Annotated in this window: 22 protein-coding genes and 2 other annotated features; all 22 genes read right to left on the reverse strand. The window is 38.9% G+C overall.

Features of this window, described 5'->3' with window-relative positions; genetic code table 11:
• Nucleotides 1-33: 33 nt before the first annotated feature.
• The gene (locus HCH28_RS17230) at nt 34-282 is read right to left on the reverse strand and encodes a ribosomal L7Ae/L30e/S12e/Gadd45 family protein (protein WP_004233607.1); all 249 of its coding nucleotides are present in this window, start codon (nt 280-282) and stop codon (nt 34-36) included.
• A 139-nt stretch (nt 283-421) separates the two neighbouring features.
• Entirely contained in the window at nt 422-4,105 is a 3,684-nt protein-coding gene (rpoC, locus tag HCH28_RS17235) for a DNA-directed RNA polymerase subunit beta' (protein ID WP_221682384.1), read from the reverse strand.
• A gap of 202 nt (nt 4,106-4,307) precedes the next feature.
• Complete coding sequence (gene rpoB, locus HCH28_RS17240) at nt 4,308-7,883, reverse strand: DNA-directed RNA polymerase subunit beta (protein ID WP_221682385.1); 3,576 nt, start codon at nt 7,881-7,883, stop codon at nt 4,308-4,310.
• 242 nt (nt 7,884-8,125) lie between these two features.
• Entirely contained in the window at nt 8,126-8,728 is a 603-nt protein-coding gene (locus HCH28_RS17245) for a class I SAM-dependent methyltransferase (protein ID WP_004233600.1), read from the reverse strand.
• A gap of 76 nt (nt 8,729-8,804) precedes the next feature.
• Nucleotides 8,805-9,164, reverse strand: a complete 360-nt coding sequence (gene rplL / locus HCH28_RS17250; RefSeq protein WP_004233598.1) for a 50S ribosomal protein L7/L12 — start codon at nt 9,162-9,164, stop codon at nt 8,805-8,807.
• A gap of 73 nt (nt 9,165-9,237) precedes the next feature.
• On the reverse strand, nt 9,238-9,738 hold the full coding sequence (rplJ, locus tag HCH28_RS17255; RefSeq protein ID WP_004233596.1) for a 50S ribosomal protein L10: 501 nt from the start codon (nt 9,736-9,738) through the stop codon (nt 9,238-9,240).
• Between the two features lie 32 nt (nt 9,739-9,770).
• Nucleotides 9,771-9,916: a sequence feature (ribosomal protein L10 leader region), on the reverse strand.
• A 53-nt stretch (nt 9,917-9,969) separates the two neighbouring features.
• The gene (gene rplA, locus HCH28_RS17260) at nt 9,970-10,668 is read right to left on the reverse strand and encodes a 50S ribosomal protein L1 (RefSeq protein ID WP_004233594.1); all 699 of its coding nucleotides are present in this window, start codon (nt 10,666-10,668) and stop codon (nt 9,970-9,972) included.
• Between the two features lie 116 nt (nt 10,669-10,784).
• The gene (gene rplK, locus HCH28_RS17265) at nt 10,785-11,210 is read right to left on the reverse strand and encodes a 50S ribosomal protein L11 (RefSeq protein WP_004233593.1); all 426 of its coding nucleotides are present in this window, start codon (nt 11,208-11,210) and stop codon (nt 10,785-10,787) included.
• Between the two features lie 229 nt (nt 11,211-11,439).
• Nucleotides 11,440-11,973 carry a transcription termination/antitermination protein NusG gene (gene nusG, locus HCH28_RS17270; RefSeq protein WP_004233590.1) on the reverse strand — a complete coding sequence of 178 codons (534 nt, stop codon included), beginning with the start codon at nt 11,971-11,973 and terminating at the stop codon, nt 11,440-11,442.
• A 354-nt stretch (nt 11,974-12,327) separates the two neighbouring features.
• A complete protein-coding gene (gene secE, locus HCH28_RS17275) occupies nt 12,328-12,513 on the reverse strand; it encodes a preprotein translocase subunit SecE (RefSeq protein WP_004233589.1) in 186 nt (61 codons plus the stop codon).
• A 48-nt stretch (nt 12,514-12,561) separates the two neighbouring features.
• Complete coding sequence (gene rpmG, locus HCH28_RS17280; protein WP_004233588.1) at nt 12,562-12,708, reverse strand: 50S ribosomal protein L33; 147 nt, start codon at nt 12,706-12,708, stop codon at nt 12,562-12,564.
• A 76-nt stretch (nt 12,709-12,784) separates the two neighbouring features.
• Nucleotides 12,785-13,432 (reverse strand): RNA polymerase sporulation sigma factor SigH, encoded by a 648-nt coding sequence (gene sigH, locus HCH28_RS17285; protein WP_004233587.1) that lies wholly within the window; start codon nt 13,430-13,432, stop codon nt 12,785-12,787.
• A gap of 68 nt (nt 13,433-13,500) precedes the next feature.
• Nucleotides 13,501-14,013: an NYN domain-containing protein gene (locus tag HCH28_RS17290; protein ID WP_054548958.1), complete on the reverse strand. Its 513-nt coding sequence runs from the start codon at nt 14,011-14,013 to the stop codon at nt 13,501-13,503.
• A 2-nt stretch (nt 14,014-14,015) separates the two neighbouring features.
• Entirely contained in the window at nt 14,016-14,768 is a 753-nt protein-coding gene (rlmB, locus tag HCH28_RS17295) for a 23S rRNA (guanosine(2251)-2'-O)-methyltransferase RlmB (RefSeq protein ID WP_004233585.1), read from the reverse strand.
• Complete coding sequence (locus HCH28_RS17300; protein WP_009373982.1) at nt 14,768-15,208, reverse strand: Mini-ribonuclease 3; 441 nt, start codon at nt 15,206-15,208, stop codon at nt 14,768-14,770. Before HCH28_RS17300 ends, rlmB begins: the two co-directional genes overlap by 1 nt.
• A complete protein-coding gene (gene cysS / locus HCH28_RS17305) occupies nt 15,193-16,593 on the reverse strand; it encodes a cysteine--tRNA ligase (RefSeq protein WP_221682386.1) in 1,401 nt (466 codons plus the stop codon). Before cysS ends, HCH28_RS17300 begins: the two co-directional genes overlap by 16 nt.
• Nucleotides 16,594-16,654: 61 nt before the next feature.
• Nucleotides 16,655-16,873: a binding site (T-box leader), on the reverse strand.
• A gap of 50 nt (nt 16,874-16,923) precedes the next feature.
• A complete protein-coding gene (gene gltX / locus HCH28_RS17310; protein WP_221682387.1) occupies nt 16,924-18,384 on the reverse strand; it encodes a glutamate--tRNA ligase in 1,461 nt (486 codons plus the stop codon).
• 90 nt (nt 18,385-18,474) lie between these two features.
• Nucleotides 18,475-18,951, reverse strand: coding sequence for a 2-C-methyl-D-erythritol 2,4-cyclodiphosphate synthase (gene ispF / locus HCH28_RS17315; protein ID WP_004233581.1), 477 nt, complete (start codon nt 18,949-18,951; stop codon nt 18,475-18,477).
• Nucleotides 18,952-19,092: 141 nt separating this feature from the next.
• Nucleotides 19,093-20,034 carry a serine O-acetyltransferase EpsC gene (gene epsC, locus HCH28_RS17320; RefSeq protein WP_004233580.1) on the reverse strand — a complete coding sequence of 314 codons (942 nt, stop codon included), beginning with the start codon at nt 20,032-20,034 and terminating at the stop codon, nt 19,093-19,095.
• 314 nt (nt 20,035-20,348) lie between these two features.
• The gene (gene ispD / locus HCH28_RS17325; RefSeq protein WP_221682388.1) at nt 20,349-21,044 is read right to left on the reverse strand and encodes a 2-C-methyl-D-erythritol 4-phosphate cytidylyltransferase; all 696 of its coding nucleotides are present in this window, start codon (nt 21,042-21,044) and stop codon (nt 20,349-20,351) included.
• Between the two features lie 11 nt (nt 21,045-21,055).
• Nucleotides 21,056-22,141 carry a PIN/TRAM domain-containing protein gene (locus HCH28_RS17330; RefSeq protein WP_131521807.1) on the reverse strand — a complete coding sequence of 362 codons (1,086 nt, stop codon included), beginning with the start codon at nt 22,139-22,141 and terminating at the stop codon, nt 21,056-21,058.
• 285 nt (nt 22,142-22,426) lie between these two features.
• The gene (gene radA, locus HCH28_RS17335; RefSeq protein ID WP_221682389.1) at nt 22,427-23,803 is read right to left on the reverse strand and encodes a DNA repair protein RadA; all 1,377 of its coding nucleotides are present in this window, start codon (nt 23,801-23,803) and stop codon (nt 22,427-22,429) included.
• Nucleotides 23,804-23,821 lie beyond the last annotated feature (18 nt).

A 23,821-nucleotide genomic window follows, 5' to 3' on the forward strand; every position in this document is an offset into this window, starting at 1 on the left:
AAAAACAAAGTCTTTGTGCATTTTACACAAAAACTACTCTACAGTAATCGCAACTACCGCAGCTCCAACATGGATTCCACAGGCTTTGCCCAGTTCCTTTTTGGACTCAACAAGAATAACTGGTATACCGATTTCTCTCGCGAAAGATATGGCCGAATCGGTTACCCAATTGTCTGCATCAAGTGCCACAAATAGTTCTTTCACTGAACCAGCTCGCATTGCTTTTACTGCTTGCTTTGTACCTATGATTGTTTGACTAGCCCTTACTTTATCATAAGACATTTACATATCCTCCGAAGTACAGACAGTTAACTATCAACCTTCAATATATTATCATTACTCATTTACACTGTCAACTAATATCTTGAAAAAGTCCGAAGAGATGATGAAAATATGCATCTCTTCGGCCTAATTTTAATGTTTATTCAGCAGAAACGACTTCTGTGTCAAGCTCATCTTTTTCGATGCGGATTTGACGATAACGTTGCATACCAGTACCTGCAGGAACAAGTTTACCGATAATTACGTTCTCTTTTAATCCAAGAAGCTCGTCACGTTTACCCTTAATTGCTGCATCTGTTAACACACGTGTTGTTTCTTGGAACGATGCTGCAGATAAGAATGATTCTGTTTCAAGAGAAGCTTTTGTAATACCCAGGATAACAGGACGACAAGTTGCAGGGTTTTTGCCATTCATAACAGCGTCTACGTTTGCCTCTGAGAATTGGTGGATATCTAATAATGAGCCAGGTAGTAATTCTGTATCTCCAGCTTCAATTACACGCACTTTTCGAAGCATTTGGCGAACCATTACCTCAATGTGTTTATCCCCAATTTCTACCCCTTGCATACGGTATACTTTTTGAACTTCTTTTAATAAATATTCTTGAACAGTTGAAACGTCTTTGACTTTTAGCAATTGTTTTGGATCGATAGAACCTTCTGTTAAAACTTGACCACGTTCTACATTATCACCTTCGATAACTTTCAAACGTGCGTTATAAGGTGCTTGATACTTACGAGTTTCTACGTCACCTTGAATTGTAATTTCTTTTAAGCCTTCACGAATTTCTGTGATATCTGAAACCGTACCAGCGATTTCTGAAATAACAGATTGACCTTTTGGATTACGTGCTTCAAAGATCTCTTGGATACGTGGAAGACCTTGTGTAATATCATCTCCGGCAACCCCACCTGTATGGAATGTACGCATTGTTAACTGTGTACCTGGTTCACCGATTGATTGAGCAGCAATAATACCAACTGCTTCCCCAACTTCAACCTTCTCACCTGTCGCCAAGTTCATGCCGTAACATTTTTTACAAACGCCGTGTTTTGTATTACATGTAAATGCTGAACGGATTGTCACTTCTTCAATACCCGCCTCGATAATTGCACGAGCGATATCTTGGTCGATTAAACCGTCTTTTGCAAGAATTACTTCACCAGTTTCAGGGTGGAAGATTGTTTTCTTCGTATGACGACCAACAATACGTTCATCTAGAGCTTCAATTAACTCTGTGCCTTCCATTAATGCACCAATCGTTAAACCACGGTCAGTACCACAGTCATCTTCACGAACGATAACATCTTGTGCAACGTCAACAAGACGACGTGTTAAGTAACCTGAATCGGCAGTTTTTAGGGCTGTATCGGCAAGACCTTTACGAGCACCGTGAGTTGAGATGAAGTATTCTAATACTGTTAAACCTTCACGGAATGAAGATTTGATTGGAAGTTCGATAATACGACCAGCTGGGTTGGCCATCAGACCACGCATACCAGCTAGCTGAGTAAAGTTAGATGCATTACCACGGGCACCTGAATCAGACATCATGAAAATTGGGTTTGTTTTCTCAAGTGACTTCATCAGCTTCGCTTGAATTTCATCTTTTGCAGCACTCCAGCTTGAAATTACGCGATCGTAACGCTCATCCTCAGTAATGAAACCACGACGGAATTGCGCTTGAACTTTATCTACTTTCTCTTGAGCCTCTGCTAAAATTTCACCTTTATCAGGTAATACCACGATGTCAGATACACCTACAGTAATACCTGCACGTGTTGAATATTTGAAACCTAGGTTTTTCATACGGTCAAGCATTTTAGATGTTTCCGTAATGTGGAAACGTTTAAATACTTCAGCAATGATATTTCCTAAGAATTTCTTACGGAATGGATTTACAACAGGTACTGATGCAAAGTATTTACGCAATACAGCTGTACGTTGTGCATCAATTTTCCCTTTTTCATCTAAATTATTATAAGCATTATCTGATTCAAGCTCTTTAAGTGTTTCTTCATCAATTGTTAACTTAGCAAAGTATTTTTCTGGTGTTACTTGCTCTAAGTTGAAATCAGTTGGCTCATTAATATAAGGGAATGATTCCGGCAAGATTTCATTAAAGATTACTTTACCAACAGTTGTTAATAAGAACATATTATTTTGTTCTTCAGTGAATGTTGGATTATTTAATGAACTTGCTTTTATTGCGATACGTGTATGCAAGTGTACATGACCTGTATCATAGGCAATTAAAACTTCATTTGGACCATAGAAAACAGTACCTTCACCGCGTGCGCCTTCACGTTCAAGTGTTAAGTAGTAGTTTCCTAATACCATATCTTGAGAAGGTGTTACAACTGGTTTACCGTCTTTTGGATTCAGGATGTTTTGTGCAGCAAGCATTAGAAGACGAGCTTCAGCTTGAGCTTCAGCTGATAATGGTACGTGAACCGCCATTTGGTCACCATCGAAGTCAGCATTATAGGCTGTACATACTAATGGGTGAAGACGAATAGCACGACCTTCAACTAGTGTTGGTTCAAATGCTTGAATTCCAAGACGGTGAAGCGTTGGTGCACGGTTTAGTAATACTGGATGCTCACGGATAACATCTTCTAAAACGTCCCATACGTCGTTATTTAAACGTTCGATTTTACGTTTAGCAGATTTAATGTTATGAGCAAGACCACGCTCTACTAATTCTTTCATAACGAATGGCTTGAATAATTCAATAGCCATTTCTTTTGGTAAACCACATTGGTACATTTTTAAGTTTGGACCTACTACGATAACAGAACGACCAGAGTAGTCAACACGTTTACCAAGTAGATTTTGACGGAAACGACCTTGTTTACCTTTCAACATATGTGAAAGTGATTTTAATGGACGGTTACCAGGACCTGTTACAGGACGTCCACGACGACCATTATCGATTAATGCATCAACAGCTTCTTGTAACATACGTTTTTCATTTTGTACGATGATGCTTGGAGCACCTAAATCTAATAAACGTTTTAAACGGTTATTACGATTAATTACACGACGGTATAAATCGTTTAAATCTGAAGTCGCGAAACGACCACCATCTAATTGCACCATTGGACGAAGCTCTGGTGGAATAACAGGTAGTACATCCAGAATCATCCATTCAGGTGAGTTTCCTGAGTTACGGAAAGATTCAACAACTTCTAGACGTTTAATGGCACGAGTACGTCTTTGACCTTGAGCAGATTTTAACTCCTCTTTTAAAGATTGTGTTTCATCTTCTAGGTCGATTTTACCTAATAATTTTTTGATTGCTTCTGCACCCATTGATGCTTCGAATGTATTACCGAATTTTTCACGGTATGCACGATACTCTTTTTCAGAAAGTAATTGTTTACTTTCTAAATTAGTAGCACCTGCATCGATCACAACGTATGAAGCGAAATAGATAACTTCTTCAAGAGCACGAGGTGACATATCTAAAATTAGACCCATACGGCTAGGAATACCTTTGAAGTACCAGATATGAGAAACTGGTGCTGCTAATTCGATATGCCCCATACGTTCACGACGAACTTTAGCACGTGTTACTTCAACGCCACAACGATCACAAACTACGCCTTTATAGCGTACACGTTTATATTTCCCACAGTGACACTCCCAGTCCTTAGTTGGACCAAAAATACGCTCACAGAATAAACCATCTTTTTCTGGTTTTAGTGTACGGTAGTTAATTGTTTCAGGTTTTTTAACCTCTCCATATGACCAAGAACGAATCTTGTCAGGTGATGCTAAACCAATTTTCATATATTCAAATTCATTAACGTCTATCAAGGAGCCTACCTCCCTCTAGTATAGGTCTTTATAAAGACTCTTTTACGCAGCTCGATAATCGTTTGCAAAGATTGCCTCTTTGGCAAAGGATTAGAAATAGAATGATTTATTAAAAGAAAAAGCCAGGCAGGGCGTTAAATCCTGCCCGGCTAATTTGAAAAATAAGTTTGACCATATTCACATTTGTGAATTTGGTTTTCCATTATTCAAAAGACTCTACTGGCTCTTCTTCTGTATCTGGCTGTGGTGCAATGTTAAGTGCATCAGCTGGCTGAAGATCATCTTCTTCGTCTAAATCGCGAAGCTCTACTTCTTCATCATTAACTGTTAACATCTTAACATCCATACCAAGAGATTGAAGTTCTTTAATCAATACTTTGAATGACTCAGGAACACCTGGCTCTGGTACACTTTCACCTTTAACGATGGCTTCATATGTTTTCACACGACCAACAACGTCATCAGATTTAACCGTTAAGATTTCTTGAAGTGTATACGCAGCACCATAAGCTTCAAGTGCCCATACCTCCATCTCACCAAAACGTTGTCCACCAAATTGCGCTTTACCACCAAGTGGTTGTTGCGTAACAAGTGAGTAAGGACCAGTTGAACGTGCATGAAGTTTATCATCAACCATGTGAGCAAGTTTGATCATATACATGATACCTACTGATACACGGTTATCGAATGGTTCACCAGAACGTCCATCATACAGGATTGTTTTACCGTCACGGTTCATCCCAGCTTCTTCCATTGTTTCCCAAACGTCTTCTTCATTAGCACCATCAAATACTGGTGTTGCCATGTGAACGCCTAGGTAACGAGAAGCCATACCTAAGTGTAACTCTAAAACTTGTCCGATATTCATACGGGAAGGTACACCAAGTGGATTTAACATGATATCAACAGGCGTGCCATCTGGCATGAATGGCATATCTTCTTCTGGTAAGATACGAGAGATAACCCCTTTGTTACCATGACGTCCGGCCATTTTGTCCCCAACACGAATTTTACGTTTTTGAACAATATAAGCACGAACTAATTGGTTAACACCTGGTGGTAATTCATCGCCATCTTCACGGTTAAATACTTTAACATCAAGAATGATACCGCCAGCACCGTGTGGTACACGTAATGAAGTATCACGAACCTCACGAGCTTTTTCACCGAAGATTGCATGTAATAAACGCTCTTCAGCAGTTAATTCTGTAACCCCTTTAGGCGTTACTTTCCCAACAAGAATATCACCGTCACGTACTTCCGCACCAATACGGATAATACCACGTTCGTCTAGGTTACGAAGTGCATCTTCTCCAACATTTGGAATATCACGAGTGATTTCTTCAGGCCCAAGCTTTGTATCACGAGACTCTGATTCATATTCTTCAATATGAACAGATGTATAGACATCGTCTTTTACAAGGCGCTCACTCATAATAACAGCATCCTCATAGTTAAAGCCGTTCCAAGTCATGAAGGCAACAAGTACGTTACGTCCAAGAGCTAGTTCACCTTTTTCCATTGATGGACCATCTGCTAAAATATCTCGAGGCTTCACACGTTCGCCTACTTTTACAAGTGGACGTTGGTTATAAGAAGTACCTTGGTTAGAACGAATGAACTTTTGTAATTTATATTTTGTTAAATCGCCTTTAACCTCTTTGCCGTCTACAACTTCAATGCGGCGAACATGGATAGAGCGAGCTTCAACGTGCTCAACAATACCATCATACTTCGCTACTACAGCTGCACCAGAATCACGCGCATCAACATGCTCCATACCAGTACCAACGAATGGTGCTTCTGGGTTAAGAAGTGGAACTGCTTGACGTTGCATGTTGGCACCCATAAGTGCACGGTTCGAGTCATCGTTTTCTAAGAACGGTATACATGCAGTCGCTGCAGAGACAACTTGTTTAGGTGATACATCCATGTAGTCCATTTGCGCTTTACTGAATACCGTGTTATCACCACGGAAACGACCTACTACTTCATCATTTACAAAAGTACCATCGGGATTTAACGGTGAATTTGCTTGTGCTACATAGTAGTTATCTTCTTCATCAGCTGTTAAATAATCAATTTGCTCCGTTACTCGACCTGTTTCGTGGTCAATACGACGATAAGGTGTTTCAATGAAGCCAAATTTATTTACTTTGGCAAATGAAGATAATGAGTTGATTAACCCAATGTTTGGACCCTCTGGTGTCTCAATTGGACACATACGACCATAGTGAGAGTAGTGAACGTCACGTACTTCGAAGCCAGCGCGCTCACGCGTTAAACCACCAGGTCCTAATGCAGATAGACGACGTTTATGCGTTAACTCTGCTAATGGGTTTGTTTGGTCCATGAATTGTGATAATTGAGAGCTTCCGAAGAACTCTTTAATGGACGCAATCACTGGACGGATATTGATTAATTGTTGTGGTACGATCGCAGCTGTGTCATTAATTGACATACGCTCACGTACTACACGTTCCATACGAGACAAACCGATACGGAATTGGTTTTGTAGTAACTCACCAACAGAACGTAGGCGACGGTTACCCAAATGGTCAATATCATCTGTTGCACCTACTTGGTAAAGTAAGTTAAAGAAATAGCTTACTGAAGATAAAACATCAGCAGGTGTAATATTCTTCACTTCTTCATCAATGTACGCATTACCAATGATATTAATTTCTTTTTGCGCTTCATCTTTTGGAGCATAAATCTTAATAGATTGGATGGTTACATCATCTTCAAGCACTCCACCGACTTGTGATAAAGTGCGGTAACCAATACCTTTTGATGAATCTTCTAGGTAAGGTAGAATTTTATCTAAAGTACGACGATCTAATACTGTACCTTTTTCTACTAAAATTTCGCCTGTTTCTGGATCTACAAGCGTTTCAGCAATCGTTTGATTGAATAAACGATTTTTAATGTGAAGCTTTTTATTCATTTTGTAGCGACCAACATTCGCTAAATCATAACGTTTAGCATCGAAGAAACGAGAGTATAATAAACTCTTCGCACTTTCTACTGTTGGTGGCTCACCTGGACGTAAACGTTCATAGATTTCTAAAAGCGCTTTTTCTGTACTTTCAGAGTTATCTTTTTCTAACGTATTACGTAGATACTCGTTATCACCGATAATATCGATAATTTCTTGATCTGAACCGAAACCTAATGCACGTAGTAACACTGTTACTGGTAGCTTACGAGTACGATCAATTCGCACATAAACTACGTCTTTCGCATCAGTTTCATACTCTAACCAAGCACCGCGGTTTGGAATAACTGTAGCTCCAAAGCCTTTTTTACCGTTTTTATCAGTTTTATCATGGAAATACACACTTGGTGAACGAACTAATTGTGAAACGATAACACGTTCAGCACCGTTGATAATGAACGTACCTGTTTCTGTCATTAACGGGAAGTCACCCATGAAGACATCTTGTTCTTTCACTTCGTCTGTTTCTTTGTTGTAAAGACGTACTTTCACACGTAATGGAGCTGCGTAAGTAACATCTCGCTCTTTACACTCATCAACATCATATTTAGGCTCACCTAATGAATAATCGATGAATTCTAATGAAAGATTACCTGTAAAGTCCTCGATCGGCGAAATGTCACGGAACATTTCACGTAAACCTTCTTCAAGGAACCACTCGTAAGACGCCGTTTGAATCTCAATCAGATTTGGAAGCTCAAGCACCTCTTTAATACGCGCAAAGCTTCTACGCTGGCGGTGTTGTCCGTACTGAACTAGTTGACCTGTCAACTCATTCACCCCTCAATAAAGCGATATTAGGTCTTTGCAAAATCATACAAATAGTGTATGATTTCGAAAGACAAAAAGAAAACGAGTCTTCAAAAAGATCTCATTTTCGGTTAACTAAACTTATCTTGGCAAGTATACCCATATTAAAACAATTCTATACAAAAAGGGCATACGACCTCAAAATAATATTTTTGCATTGTATCATATTATCATAGCCGATTTGTCAAGTCAATAAATTATACATATTTCATTTATTTTTTTGCGCGTACTATCCAGTACCCTTTTTTCTTTTCTACTACATCGACTTCTGAAAACTTTTCTTCTAAGTAACTTACTGTCGATGGCGCTCCTTGTTTCTTCTGAATGACTACCCAGAGTTCACCCGAAGACACTAGCCGATCGTAAGCTCCATCGTAAAAGCGGAAAATCGTTTCCTTCCCCGCACGAATTGGTGGATTCGTTAAGATTGCTGCCGCATCTACATCGTTATCAACCATCGATAGGCCGTCACTCACAAATATTCGCACATTTTGAACACCGTTCACTTGCGCATTTTTTTGCGAAAGCGCAACTGCACGTTCATTTATATCCATCATAAAAACGGTACGGTCTGGATTAGTTTTGGCAATCGATAACCCTATCGGCCCGTATCCACAACCTACATCAAAAATCGCACCATCAATATCAGGCATTTGAAAAGCGTCTATTAAAACACGGGATCCAAAATCTACTTCGCTTTTACTAAATACACCTGCATCCGTTTCAAATGAAAACGTATGCCCTAGTAACTTGAATGTCCAGTGACGTGGTTTACTTTCAGTTTGAGGCTTACTTGTATAATAGTGATCTGACATTTTCACGCCTCCTCAGAATGAAGAAAAAAGCTCGCCAAAATGACGAGCTTTCCTTTTGTTAAAAAGTAACGCGAGATTACTTAACTTCTACAGATGCGCCAACTTCTTCAAGTTTAGCTTTGATTTCTTCAGCTTCATCTTTAGAAACGCCTTCTTTAAGAGCTTTAGGAGCGTTATCTACTACTTCTTTAGCTTCTTTAAGACCTAAACCAGTGATTTCACGAACCACTTTGATTACTTTGATTTTTTCTGCACCAGCAGATGCTAATACTACGTCAAATTCTGTTTTTTCTTCAGCTGCAGCAGCACCACCAGCAACTACTGCTACTGGAGCAGCAGCTGTTACACCGAATTCTTCTTCGATAGCTTTTACTAAATCGTTTAATTCAAGAACTGTCATAGCTTTGATAGCTTCTAAGATTTGCTCTTTATTCATTATAATTTCCTCCTAATTGGATAATGTTTTATTTTTTTGCGATCAGGCCGCAGAAGTATTAGTGCGTACTAAATTACGCGCCTTGTTCTTCTTTTTGTTCTGCAACAGCTTTTGTTGCAAGTGCGAAGTTACGCACTGGAGCTTGAAGTACAGATAAAAGCATAGAAAGTAGACCTTCGCGTGATGGAAGTTCTGCAAGTGCTTTAACATCTTCAACAGAAGAGATAGTACCTTCAATAATACCAGCTTTAATTTCTAAAGCTTCGTTTTTCTTCGCGAACTCGTTGATGATTTTAGCAGGCGCTACAACATCTTCATTTGAGAACGCAATTGCGTTAGGACCAACTAATACGTCGTTGATTCCTTCAAGGCCAGCAGCTTCAGCAGCACGACGAGTTAAAGTGTTTTTGTAAACTTTGAACTCAACGCCAGCTTCACGAAGTTGTTTACGAAGCTCTGTTACTTGTGCAACATTAAGACCACGGTAATCCACAACTACTACAGAAGCAGCGCCTTGGAATTTTTCAGTAATCTCTTGAACTTGTACTTGTTTGTTTTCGATTGCTTTGCTCATGATGACACCTCCTATTAGAATGGGTCATTTATACCGACAAAAGAAAAGCCTCCGAGTCAAATAGACACAGAGGCTGAAAGTCATCATCTTTAAATAAGAATCTGAATTCCGATGTCCTCGGTAGGAACATTAAGTGACAAGTCACTCCTACTGTCTACGGTACAAATGGATAATTCACAACAGCAACTATAGTATCACGTATAGCCACTATCGTCAATACATATATATAAATTATTTTACTACTACGTTAGAAGCGTCAATTTTAACCGCTGGACCCATTGTAGTTGTAACATTTACAGATTTCATGTAAGTACCTTTAGCTGCAGCAGGTTTTGCTTTTTGTACTACATCAAAAACAGCTAAGAAGTTTTCTACTAATTTTTCTGCTGAGAAAGAAACTTTACCGATAGGAGCGTGGATAATACCAGCTTTATCAGCACGGTATTCTACTTTACCAGCTTTGATTTCTTCGATAGCTTTTGTTACATCAAAAGTAACTGTACCAGTTTTAGGGTTTGGCATTAAACCTTTAGGTCCTAATACACGACCAAGTTTACCAACTTCACCCATCATGTCAGGAGTTGCTACGATTACATCGAAGTCAAACCAACCTTGTTGGATTTTTTGGATATATTCTGCATCGCCTACATAGTCAGCACCAGCTGCTTCAGCTTCTTTAAGCTTTTCACCTTTTGCAAATACTAATACGCGTTGAGTTTTACCAGTACCGTTTGGTAGCACTACTGCGCCACGGATTTGTTGGTCGTTCTTACGAGTATCAATACCTAAGCGGAAAGCAACTTCTACAGTAGCGTCGAAGTTTACTGTGCTAGTTTTTTGAGCAAGTTCGATTGCTTCTTGTGCAGTGTATAGTGCGTTACGATCAATTAATTTTGCTGCATCTTGCAGTTTTTTACCTTTTTTAGCCATTATATATTTCCTCCTTGATTGTGGTTATAGCGGATTTTACCTCCCACGAATAAAGGTTGCGTGTTCACAAAGAAACTTCGCAACCTTCCAAAAAACAAAACATCAAGTAAATGGGATTAGTCTTCGATAACAATACCCATGCTTCGTGCAGTACCTTCAACCATTAACATAGCAGCTTCTACTGAAGCAGCGTTAAGGTCTGGCATTTTAGTTTCAGCGATTTCGCGAACTTTATCACGTTTAACCGTTGCCACTTTTTTACGGTTTGGTTCACCAGATCCAGATTGGATACCAGCTGCTACTTTAAGTAGAACTGCTGCAGGTGGAGTTTTTGTAATGAAAGTGAAAGAACGATCCTCGAATACTGAAATTTCAACTGGGATAATAAGACCAGCTTGATCAGCAGTACGCGCATTAAATTCTTTACAGAATCCCATGATGTTCACACCCGCTTGACCTAATGCAGGACCAACCGGTGGAGCTGGGTTAGCTTTACCAGCAGGGATTTGAAGTTTTACAACTTTAATAACTTTTTTAGCCACGAGACACACCTCCTTAAGTCCGTGATGTGGTAATTGGGTTGCCCCTCCCACTCAATATCTGTCTGTCAGCTAAGTGCCGATAACATTAAAATTATCATTACAGACGTCAAACAAAAGTATGACAGTCTGACCTATGAAATGATACCACTTTTACTTTTTTTAAGCAAGTAGTAATTAACAAAATCTGCGAAACATCTACCAATTAGCATGTAGTGTTCTATTGTTAGAACTATAATTTTTGAACTTGTTCGAAATCTAGCTCCATAATTGTTTCGCGACCAAACATATCAACGGTCACTTTAATTTTACCTTTTTCTGTGTCAATTTCTTCAACACGCCCTTGGAAATGAGCAAACGGCCCTTCTAATACTTCTACTGCTTCACCAACAGTAATGTCCACTTCTACAACTTTATCGGTCATACCCATTTGCTGCAGTAAACGATCGGCTTCTTCAGGTAATAACGGTGTTGGTTTTGCTCCTCCACCAGATGAACCGATAAAGCCCGTAACACCAGGCGTATTTCGAACTACATACCAAGAATCATCTGTCATGATTAACTCTACTAACACATAACCAGGGAAAACTTTACGCATCATTGTACGTTTTTTTCCATCTTTCATTTCTGTTTCTTCGTGCTCAGGAACAATCACACGGAAGATTTTATCTTGCATTCCCATTGTTTCTACACGTTTCTCTAGGTTTGCTTTTACACGGTTTTCATACCCTGAATACGTATGAACAACATACCAATTTTTCTCCATAACTACTAGGACTCCTCGTCCGTCCCTCCCTTACAAATAAAAGTGAAAATGAATCGCGATACGCTCAATGCATTTTTACTCTTTTCACAAACATCTCATTAGAAAAATATAGCTTTCGCTAATTACTTGCGAAAGCTCGATGATATATACCGAAACTAGCATAGTCATCTATCGCTACTATCATACTCTCCTAGTAGTATTTATCATAATGAGGAGATTTTACTGCTTTGCGCTTCACTTCACCCATCTCATCGATCCAATTAGATGGAGTTTTCTGCTGAATGAAGATAAAACAAACGAAAAAACCCGTTATTGCAATGGACGGGCTATTTCAAAAATATGCTATTTACTAAATTATAAATCTAAGTACCAGCGGAATAATGATGAAATACCTAAGTCAACTAACACAAAAAATAAAGCCATAATGACAACAGTTGAAATTACAACGACTGTATATTTCGTCAGTTCTTTACTTTTCGGCCAGCTTGTTTTGCGCATTTCTGACATTACATCGCTGAAAAAGCTTTTGATCTTGCCCATTCTAGCTTAACCTCCGAATCAATCAAATCTGTCTATTTACATATCATTTTATAGCGTTTGTTTATGCATTGTATGTTCATTGCAATGCGAGCAAAATTTCTTTAATTCGAGACGTACAGTTGAACCTTCTTTAGCTGGGAACGTGTAATTTCTCGAACCACATTTCTCACAATTTAGCACGACTTTTTTTGCCATATAATCACCTTTTTCGGCACTTTGTCTTTTTAAGACTAACACCTATATTTGTCAATGTCAATAAAGCCTATATGGGCTAAGACATTTCCTCAAGGACTAAATGACGTTCTAATTTACGTTTTACCCGCTGCAATGCATTATCGATAGATTTCACATGACGATTTAATTTGGCGGAAATTTCATGATAAGACTGACCGTCTAGATATAAGGCTAAAACTTGTAGCTCTAATTCACTTAAAATCTCACTCATCTTTTCTTCTAAATATCCAAACTCTTCTCTATGAATCATCAATTCTTCTGGATCATCCATAATAGCACCCGTTAGTACATCCATAAGCGTTCGGTCTGACTCTTCGTCGAATATAGGCTTGTCCAAAGAAATATAGGAATTTAGAGGTATATGCTTTTGCCTAGTTGCTGTTTTAATAGCTGTGATAATCTGCCTTGTAATGCATAACTCTGCAAAAGCCCTGAATGATGCAAGCTTATCACCTTTAAAATCACGAATCGCTTTATATAAGCCTATCATGCCCTCTTGTACAATATCTTCCTTATCTGCTCCGATTAAAAAATAGGATCTTGCCTTCGCTCTTACTAACAAACGGTATTTCGTAATCAAATAATCCAACGCATCTGTATTACCTTGATGCACCATTTCAATAAGCTCTTCATCATTGAATCGTTCAAAATCTTGTGTCACTTGTACAATGCTATTTTTAAACATGGTATCACCTCAGCCACAACAGATAATTAGAAACAGTATAACGGAATTGGAAAATATGCGTCAATCAATCATTTCAACCCTCGTCGCCATTTTTCAAACGCGAGCGCAACATCTGGCTTTAATTCTATACGAGAAGGCGGCTTACTTTCTTGCTTCCGCTTCACATCGTGAGTAATTTTATGTTGGATAATACTTGTATCAATTTCTAGCTCTCTAGCCGATTTCCTTAAGGCACCATTCCCAAATATAACACTTTGCTCTGCCATATCAGAAGTTGCTACATGAATTTGTACATTTCTAGCCTTTAATTCATGTGTCATTTTTTCAATACGTTCATCTGCTGTTTCATTTTTTCGTGTATAAATGACTTCTACATCATTTTCTATATAAGATTGCTCTACTCCTGGTACAAGATGTGCGTCAAAAACAATAATTACGCGCCAACCCATCGCTGCTTTATATTCAGCCATGAGTTCTATCAACCTTCTACGCGCATCCTCAAAATTCGTATCACGCAATGGCCGCAGCTCTTTCCAAGATCCAATCATATTATAGCCATCAACAAGCAAAATGTTTTTCATTGTTATTCAATCGCTTCTTGACGTTTACGATACACTTCGTACATTAATAAAGCCGCTGCTACTGATGCGTTCAGTGATGTGACATGCCCAACCATCGGTAAGTGATATAAAAAATCGCATTTCTCTTTTAATAAACGCCCCATCCCTTTGCCCTCACTACCGATAATGATGGCTAATGGTAATGTTGCATCCATTTTTCGATAATCTGCAGATCCCTTTGCATCTGTCCCTGCAATCCATATACCGCGTTCTTTTAATTCATCTATTGTTTGAGCAAGGTTGTTTACACGTACAACTGGAACGTGTTCAATCGCTCCTGTAGATGCCTTTGCCACTACTGCTGTTAAACTCACTGAACGGCGCTTAGGAATAATAATACCATGTGCCCCTATAGCATCAGCCGTTCTCATAATAGACCCTAGATTATGAGGATCCTCTAACTCATCTAAGATTAAGAAAAAAGGATCTTCCTGTTTATTAGCCGCTGCTGCAAATAAATCCTCAAGTTCAGCATACTTATAAGCGGCAACAGAAGCAACGATTCCTTGATGATTAGCACTTGATAATTGATCAACTTTCTTTTTTGGGACAAATTGAACTATAACACCACGTTCACGGGCTAAATCTAGCAGTTCATTGACGCCAGATTTCTTTACTCCTTCTGCAATCCATACTTTATTCATATCGCGGCCTGAACGAAGTGCTTCTAACACTGGGTTTTTACCGGCAATAATTTCACCATTCTGTTCTGCCATTATTTAGACACTCCTTTTGATTCCTCGATTATTTGAATAGCATATGCAATGATTTCGTAGACGCGTTCTAGTTCATTCAATAAATATAAACTACCAAGCACCGCCTCAAAGCCTGAGCTATTACGATAGGTTTGGACATCCGTATTTTTTGGTACAGAGCCGGATTTGGCATTGCGTCCACGGCGGAACACAGCCAATTCCTCCTCTGTTAAATAATTTTCATCTATCATGCGATGAACGATCATAGATTGCGCTTTTGCTGAAACGTAGCGAGTTGCCTCTCGATGTAGTGTGTTTGGTTTAACACGACCAGAGCGTAGCAAATATTCTCGGACCTTTTGTTCCAATACGGCATCACCCATATAGGCTAACGCCAGCGCTTTTAATTGTTTAACATCTTCATTGCGAAGTTTATCCAACTTAATTACCCTCGTTTCCATCTAGTTCCTTGTCGTGTATCTTCTAAAATGATACCTTGGGCTTGCAAATGGTCACGGATCTCATCAGAACGAGCAAAATCACGATTTTTACGTGCCTCGACGCGCTCTTGTAATAATGCTTCAATTTCTTCGTCTAATAGTTCTTCTTCTTTTGCAAATTCAATACCTAAGACGTCACCTAGTACTTCAAAGGTTTCAATAAAGGTTTCTAATACTTTCTTGCAAGTATTGGCTTCATTTAAGTAAATATTAGCAATACGAGCTACTTCAAATAATACAGAAATAGCGTTGGCTGTATTAAAATCATCGTCCATTGCCTCTTCAAAATGCGCTTTTTGTTCCGTAATTTTGTTCAGCCATTCTTCTGAATGATCTCCTAAGCTTACGGTAGTCGTAAGGCGGTGCTTCACGTTGTTGTATGCTGTACGAATGCGCTCTAAACCTGACGCAGCAGCTTCTACTAGATCCTTCGCAAAGTTAATTGGATGACGATAATGGACAGATAGCATGAAGAAACGCAATGTCTGCGGGTCAATTTGTTTACGGATATCATTCACAAGAATAAAATTCCCAAGAGATTTGGACATCTTTTCATTATCTATATTAATATACCCGTTATGCATCCAATAACGCGCAAATGTTTTATCATTGTGTGCCTCTGACTGAGCAATTTCATTTTCGTGGTGAGGGAAAGTTAAATCCTGCCCACCTGCATGAATATCAATAGTATCTCCTAAATGTTCACGAGCCATTACAGAACACTCAATATGCCACCCTGGACGGCCATCTCCCCATGGGCTTTCCCAGAATATCTCACCTGGCTTAGCAGCTTTCCATAAAGCAAAATCTAACGCATCATCTTTTTTCTCGCCTGCTTCAATACGAGCACCGATTTTTAAATCGTCAACTGATTGGTGTGATAATTTACCGTAGCCATCAAATTTACGAGTACGGTAATACACATCTCCAGCAGACTCATAAGCGTAGCCCTTTTCAATTAGCACTTGAATAAATTGAATGATATCGTCCATATGCTCTGTCACACGTGGATGAACATCTGCCTTTTTGCATCCCAGTGCTGTAACATCTTCAAAATAGGCTGCAATAAAACGCTCTGTTAATTCATGTACTTCTTCACCAAGCTCATTTGCAGCTTTAATAATTTTATCGTCTACATCCGTAAAATTGGAAACAAACTTTACATCATAGCCTTTATATTGAAAATAACGACGTACTGTATCATAAACAATTACAGGACGTGAATTCCCAATATGGATATAGTTATAAACCGTAGGACCGCAGACATACATTTTTACCTTGCCCTCTTCCAACGGTACAAAGGTTTCCTTTTGTCGTGTTAATGAGTTAAAAATTTGAATACCCATTGTATTTCACTCTCCTTTTCTGTTGAATAAAAAAAGCGCCTCTATCACTCCTAAAAGGAATGACAGAGACGCTCGATTTGCGTGGTTCCACTCTGATTGAAGACAAAAAGCCTTCCACTTTGGACATCCATTAACGGGGATGATTCGATAAAGCCTACTCTCGTTCAGCTTTATGCTCAAAGGTGCATTTCAGTTTTGCCTAGGCTCAGACCACTTTCAGCCGATGATGGTCCTCTCTTAAGAGCATGCGCCACTTACTTCTCCTTATCAACGCTTTTTCAATGTAAATACATTTTACAACGAAAGAATGAATTGTCAATAAATTTATCTTTATTGTGCAAATTTCTCCACACGGTCAATTGATTTCTCTTTACCAATTAAACAAATGGCGTTCGGCAACTCTGGTCCATGTGTTTCACCAGTTGTCACAACACGGATTGGCATGAACAGATTTTTACCTTTATGACCAGTTGTCTTTTGTACAGCTTTAATTGCAGCTTTTACCGCATCTGGTGTAAATTCTTCTAGCTCTTCCAATTGCGCTTTAAATGCTGCCATTACTTCAGGTACTTGCTCTCCTGCTAAAACCTCTTTTGCTTCTTCATCATATTCAATATGGTCGTTAAAGAATAGGCTAGATAATTCGACAATTTCTGCACCAAAGCTCATTTGGTCATGATAAAGCGCGATTAAATCCGTCGCCCAAGCATGTTGCTCTGCAGTCAATTCTTCAGGTAATAAGCCTGCTTTTTGTAGGTGTGGTAAAGATAATGCTACAACTTCTTCCAAAGACAACTTTTTAATATATTGATTATTCATCCATGTTAGCTTTTGTTTATCGAACATAGATGGTGATTTTGAAAGACGTTTTTCATCAAAAATTTTGATAAATTCTTCTTTTGAGAAAATCTCTTCTTCTCCCTCTGGAGACCAACCAAGTAGCGCAAAGAAGTTAAACATCGCTTCAGGAAGATAACCTAAATCTTTATATTGCGTAACAAATTGAATAATCGATTCATCACGCTTTGATAGTTTTTTACGGTTTTCGTTAATAATTAATGTCATATGACCAAAGCGTGGATATTCCCAACCAAATGCATCAAAGATCATCATTTGCTTAGGTGTATTCGATAAATGCTCCTCACCGCGGAAAACGTGAGAGATTTCCATAAAGTGATCATCTAAAACAACTGCATAGTTATATGTTGGAATACCATTAGCTTTTACAAGTACCCAATCACCAATATCTTTAGACTCAAATGTAACTTGTCCACGAACTAGATCTTCAAATTCGTATGTTACATTTTCAGGTACACGCATACGGATTGTGTATGGCTCACCTGCCGCTTCTTTAGCAGCGACTTCATCTGCTGATAAGTGGCGACATGTACCATCATAAGTAGGAGCAGCTACACCTCTTGCTTTTTGTTCTTCACGAGATGCTTCAAGCTTTTCAGAAGAACAGAAACACTTGTAGGCTACACCTTGCTCTAATAGTTTTTCAGCGTGTTCTTTATAGATATCAAGACGTTCCATTTGACGATAAGGCGCATAAGGTCCACCAATATCAATGGACTCATCATATTCAATACCTAACCATTTTAGGTTATCTAGCTGAGATGCTTCTCCGCCCTCTACATTACGTTCAATATCCGTATCTTCAATACGTACAATGAATTTACCGTTATGATGTTTTGCATATAAATAATTGAATAATGCTGTACGCGCTCCACCGATATGTAAATAACCTGTTGGAGATGGCGCGTAACGAACGCGAACTTCTTTCGTCATAATTAAAAGCCTCCTAAATTTTCGATCAAAAATTGACTTTGTTCATTTTACCACTCTGTTACAGGAAATAAAAGCGGGGTTCATCCACATTTATTTCTTGATCAATAGAATCGTTGCCATTGCCGCAATACCTTCCTCGCGACCTGTAAAACCTAATCGTTCAGTTGTAGTTGCTTTAACATTTACCTGTGAAGGCTCTGCGTGTAATAATTCAGCGATACGTTGTTGCATCTGCCCAATATAGGGTGCCATTTTAGGACGTTGTGCCATAATGGTACAATCGACATTACCTAGAGAATAACCCTTGTCCTCAACAATCTTCCAAATATACTCTAATAATTTTGCTGAATCCGCGTCCTTAAATGCAGGGTCTGTATCTGGAAAATGACGGCCAATATCCCCTTCTCCAATTGCTCCTAAAGCTGCATCTGTGACAGTGTGTAAAAGAACATCCGCATCTGAATGTCCTACGAGTCCTTTTTCATGCGGAATGGTAATGCCCCCAATAATTAATGGACGACCTTCTTCAAATGCATGTACGTCAAAACCTTGTCCAATTCGAAACATATTCATCTTCCTTTAATTAATATTTATCATTATCATATCAAAATTTGCCCTAGGTTGTTTGAAAAGCGCTTTAATAATTATCCTCCTATAGCAGTAATGGGCAGTTTAGAAAGCTACACTCTCTAGACTGCCCCATATTCTTTAAATATGATACTCTATATTTTTCATTTGACTGTTGCTAATATTCGGAGATGGCTGTGAATTATAGACACGTGAATAAGGGGGAACGGAGTGTGTTAGCCAAATATTACTCCCTAAGACGGAATCATGCCCAATCGTCGTCTCGCCCCCTAAAATAGTAGCACCAGCATAAATGACAACATTGTCAGCAATATTCGGATGACGCTTAATGCCCTTAATCGGATTACCATTTTCATCCAACGGGAAGCTTAGTGCACCTAATGTTACACCTTGATAAATTTTTACATTCTTACCGATAGTACAAGTTTCACCGATAACGACACCTGTTCCATGGTCAATAAAGAAAGATTCTCCTATGGTAGCCCCTGGATGAATATCGATACCTGTTAATCGGTGTGCATATTCTGACATAATACGAGGCACAATTTGTACGCCCATTTCGTATAACTCATGTGCGATGCGGTGAATATAAACAGCCACAATAGATGGATAACTTAGCAAAATCTCCTCTGTGGAAAGAGCTGCAGGGTCACCATTATATGCCGCTTGAATATCTGTTTGTAACACTTGGCGAATGGCAGGAAATCGATTAATCAAATTCATAACAATTTTGTCTGCTTGTTCACGGCAATACTTCTCGCAATTGGCAGGATCACTGTCCTCCATATTATAAAATAATACTTTTTCGATAATATCCCGCAAATCTAATGCTGTTTCACGTAGCTTATTACTGCAAACTACGTTCACCCTTGTTTCATCAATAGGTCTTGTCATATAAATACCAGGGAACAGCACCTCATGGAAATTATCAATTATTTTTATAACCCGATCCCGTCCATCAAAGCCTATTGAGTTGTCAACGTCGATGTACTGTTTATTTATACTAGTTAATGAACCTGTAATTTCTGGAACCTTTTGATTTAACCAATCATTTAATGACACAATAAACACCCCTCACATCTTTTCATCTATTCTATTACCTTATTAATCATATATCCACTATTTCATTTTACACGTAAAACGATCACAAATGGATAAAACCACTTTATTTGAGCTATTCCAACTTTTTATTCTCTTCCTACGCCTTCGCATCTAATTCGACTAGCAAAATGTCATTATTATCATACATATATAGATGAACAGATTACGAAGCAATAAGGCATTCTGACCATACAATTTTCCCCAACCAAAACAAATAAAAAAGACTATCCATCCTCAAAAAACTACGAATGAATAGCCTCTATAAATAATATTTCTTAATGATTGTATGATCCACGCTTACGCAAGATTGCCTCACCAAATACTAAGTCTTCTTGTGTTGTCATTTTTACATTTTCATAACTACTTTCTACGATGTGTACCTGATGTCCGAGACGCTCCATTAGCATTGCCTCATCTGTCCCAAGAAAACCTACCTTTTCAGCTACGTCCTCCGCTTCCATAATTAATTCAAAACGAAATGCTTGTGGAGTTTGCACCATCCAAAGGCTTTCTCGATCAACTGTTTCCTCTATAATGCCATTCTGTGATACTTTTTTCATCGTATCTTTCGCACGAACCCCTGCTATTGCTGCACCGTGATTATGCGCGTTCTGTACAAGCTTTGCAATGATATCATGCGTAATAAACGGGCGTGCTGCGTCATGGACAAGCACAATATCTACCTGTTGCATCTCTTTCATGCACGAATGGACCGAATGCTGTCGCTCAGCACCCCCATCAGGTAAACCCTTCACTTTGGTAATCCTATAGTCCTCTAGCATTTTTTGAACAAATCCACGTTCTTCTGGTTTTACAGCGAGCCAAATACCTGTGCAAGCGGGATCTTGTTGAAACACTTCTAGTGTGTGTACCAGAATAGGTTTCTCTAAAAGCTTTAAAAATAATTTATTTTGCCCTGCTCCCATACGCTTACCACTTCCAGCAGCAGGTAGAACCACTTCATATTGCATTTTCCCACATCCTAATCGTCCTTCGGCTTAGCAAATATCATACGACCTGCCGATGTTTGCAGCACACTAGTAACTGTAACTGTAATTGCCTGTCCGATATAACTACGACCACCTTCAACCACAATCATCGTACCATCATCTAAATAGGCAACTCCTTGGTTATGCTCTTTACCATCCTTTATAACCACAACCTGCATATCTTCACCTGGTATGACTACAGGTTTCACTGCATTCGCTAAATCATTGATATTTAAGACTTTTACATGATGGAGCTCACAGACTTTATTCAGGTTAAAATCATTCGTAACGATGCATGTATCGTTGCCCATTTTTTTTGCAAGACGGACAAGCTTTAAATCTACCTCTTGTACATCTTCAAAATCCTCGTCCGTAATTTCAACTTTTGTCTTACGCTCATCTTGTAATTTTTTTAAAATATCTAAACCACGCCGACCTCTTGTACGCTTTAAGGTATCAGAAGAATCAGCTATATGCTGAAGCTCTGTGAGCACAAATTGAGGTACAACTAATATACCTTCAATGAAGCCTGTTTCAGAAATATCAGCAATACGACCATCGATAATTACACTTGTATCTAGCAGTTTGTAGCTTCCACGAACCTCCTGAGCTTCAGCACCTTCAGCAGCTTTTTTCTTCGTATTGGTACTACGTAATGTAAAAAGCTGTATGAGCTCATCTCTTTTTCTAAAACCTAGTCGGAACCCTAAATACCCTAATACAAATGACAGGATGATAGGGAGTACTTCTGTGATAACAGGGAATTTTACACTATCAATGGCAAAGCCTAAAAAGTAAGCGACAATCAACCCAATTATTAAACCAAACGTACCAAATAATAAATCTCCGATAGGAACCTTAAACAGAACTTCTTCCATCCAGCTAATGAGCCTTACAAAGTAATCGGAAAATGCAAAAGATAGTGTAAACAGTAAAAGTGCGCCTAGAGCTACTGATACATAAGGATTATCTAGCCAAGGATTAGATGATAAATGAAGCAATTCGTATAATGGCGGTAAGAAAACAAGGCCCAATGCTCCTCCAATCAGTAAAAACGCAATTTGAACAAATTTTTTCACAAGCTGTCACCTCCTAATTGTTAGTTAAGATTATACATAGTTTATGGCAGAAAATCTTTCATGAGCTCAGTCAAATTCTCATTATTTTTGATGTTGTGTAACAAGGATAAGTTAGTTAGACAAAATTTCACAAATTTCTATTTTTGTTCGTACTAGATGACAATCCTTTATTCATTCATCAGCTATTATTTAGGACGATTATTCTTTTATTTGAGTTTCCGATATTCGCATCAAAAATTGAAGGAAAATGCATGTCAGATTAATATCCAACATGCACATTTTCCTTTATAACTCTCTAAAGCATGCATTTAGTGCATCTTTTATCGTTTCTACACCAACAATTTCAATTCCCTGCGGAAAATCCCAACCACCAATATTGGAAGAAGGAATGAAGGCTCTTTTAAATCCAAGCTTCGCCGCTTCAATGACCCGCTGTTCTATACGTGATACCCGACGGACCTCACCTGTTAGTCCGACCTCACCAATAAAACAATCCGTTGCACGCACTGCCTGATCCTTAAAACTAGATACAATGCTTGTCAACACTGCTAAATCTATTGCTGGCTCATCCAGCTTGACACCACCAGCAACTTTAATATATGCATCCTGAGCTTGTAGCATGAGACCCATACGCTTTTCTAGTACAGCCATTAGCAATTGTACTCGGTTTTGATCGACACCTGTGGCCATACGTTTAGGATAGTTAAAGCTTGTAGGTGTAACTAAGGATTGAATTTCAACAAGGATTGGCCTTGTCCCCTCCATTGATGCTACAATAGTTGACCCCGCCGCACCTTGTGAACGCTCCTGTAAAAATAACTCCGAAGGGTTTAGAACTTCCTTTAACCCTCCTTGAAGCATTTCAAATATAGCAATTTCATTTGTAGATCCGAAGCGGTTTTTTTGGCTTCGTAAAATACGATGATTATGATGTCTTTCCCCTTCAAAGTACAGTACAGTATCCACCATATGCTCTAAAATACGTGGCCCAGCAATTTGTCCCTCTTTTGTTACATGCCCTACTAGAAAAATAGCAATGCCTTTGGTTTTAGCGATTCGCATCAGCTCAGCTGTACATTCACGAACCTGTGAGACACTACCAGGGGCGCTTGTTACTTCTGGATGAAAGACCGTTTGTATGGAATCGACAATAACAAATTTAGGCTGTACTTCATCAATGGTTTGGTTTAAAAACTCTAGGTTTGTTTCGGAGTATATGTAAAGCTCTTGAGAAATCACTCCTAAACGCTCTGCTCGTAATTTCGTTTGACGAATAGATTCCTCTCCAGAAATATAAAGTACGCGATGCCCTTTATTCGATAGTAATGCGGAAACCTGTAATAGTAATGTTGATTTCCCTATTCCAGGATCGCCCCCGATCAATACTAGAGAACCAGGTACAATGCCCCCGCCTAATACACGATTGAGTTCGCCCATTTCTGTTGCTACACGCGATTCTTCAGTAGCTTCCACTTGGATAATCGGGATTGCCTTTTGTGTGACTGTAGCAGAATGTTGAAATGCTCCTCGTGGACCTTTTGCAACCATCTCTACTTCTTCCACCATTTTATTCCATTCACCACACCCAGGGCATCTTCCCATCCATTTAGCAGACTCATAGCCACAGCCTGAACATACAAATTTCGTTTTTTTCTTTGCCAAATTGCTTTCACCTCGAAT

The organism is Lysinibacillus sp. K60 (assembly GCF_019731275.1).
Classification (GTDB): Bacteria; Bacillota; Bacilli; order Bacillales_A; family Planococcaceae; genus Lysinibacillus; species Lysinibacillus capsici.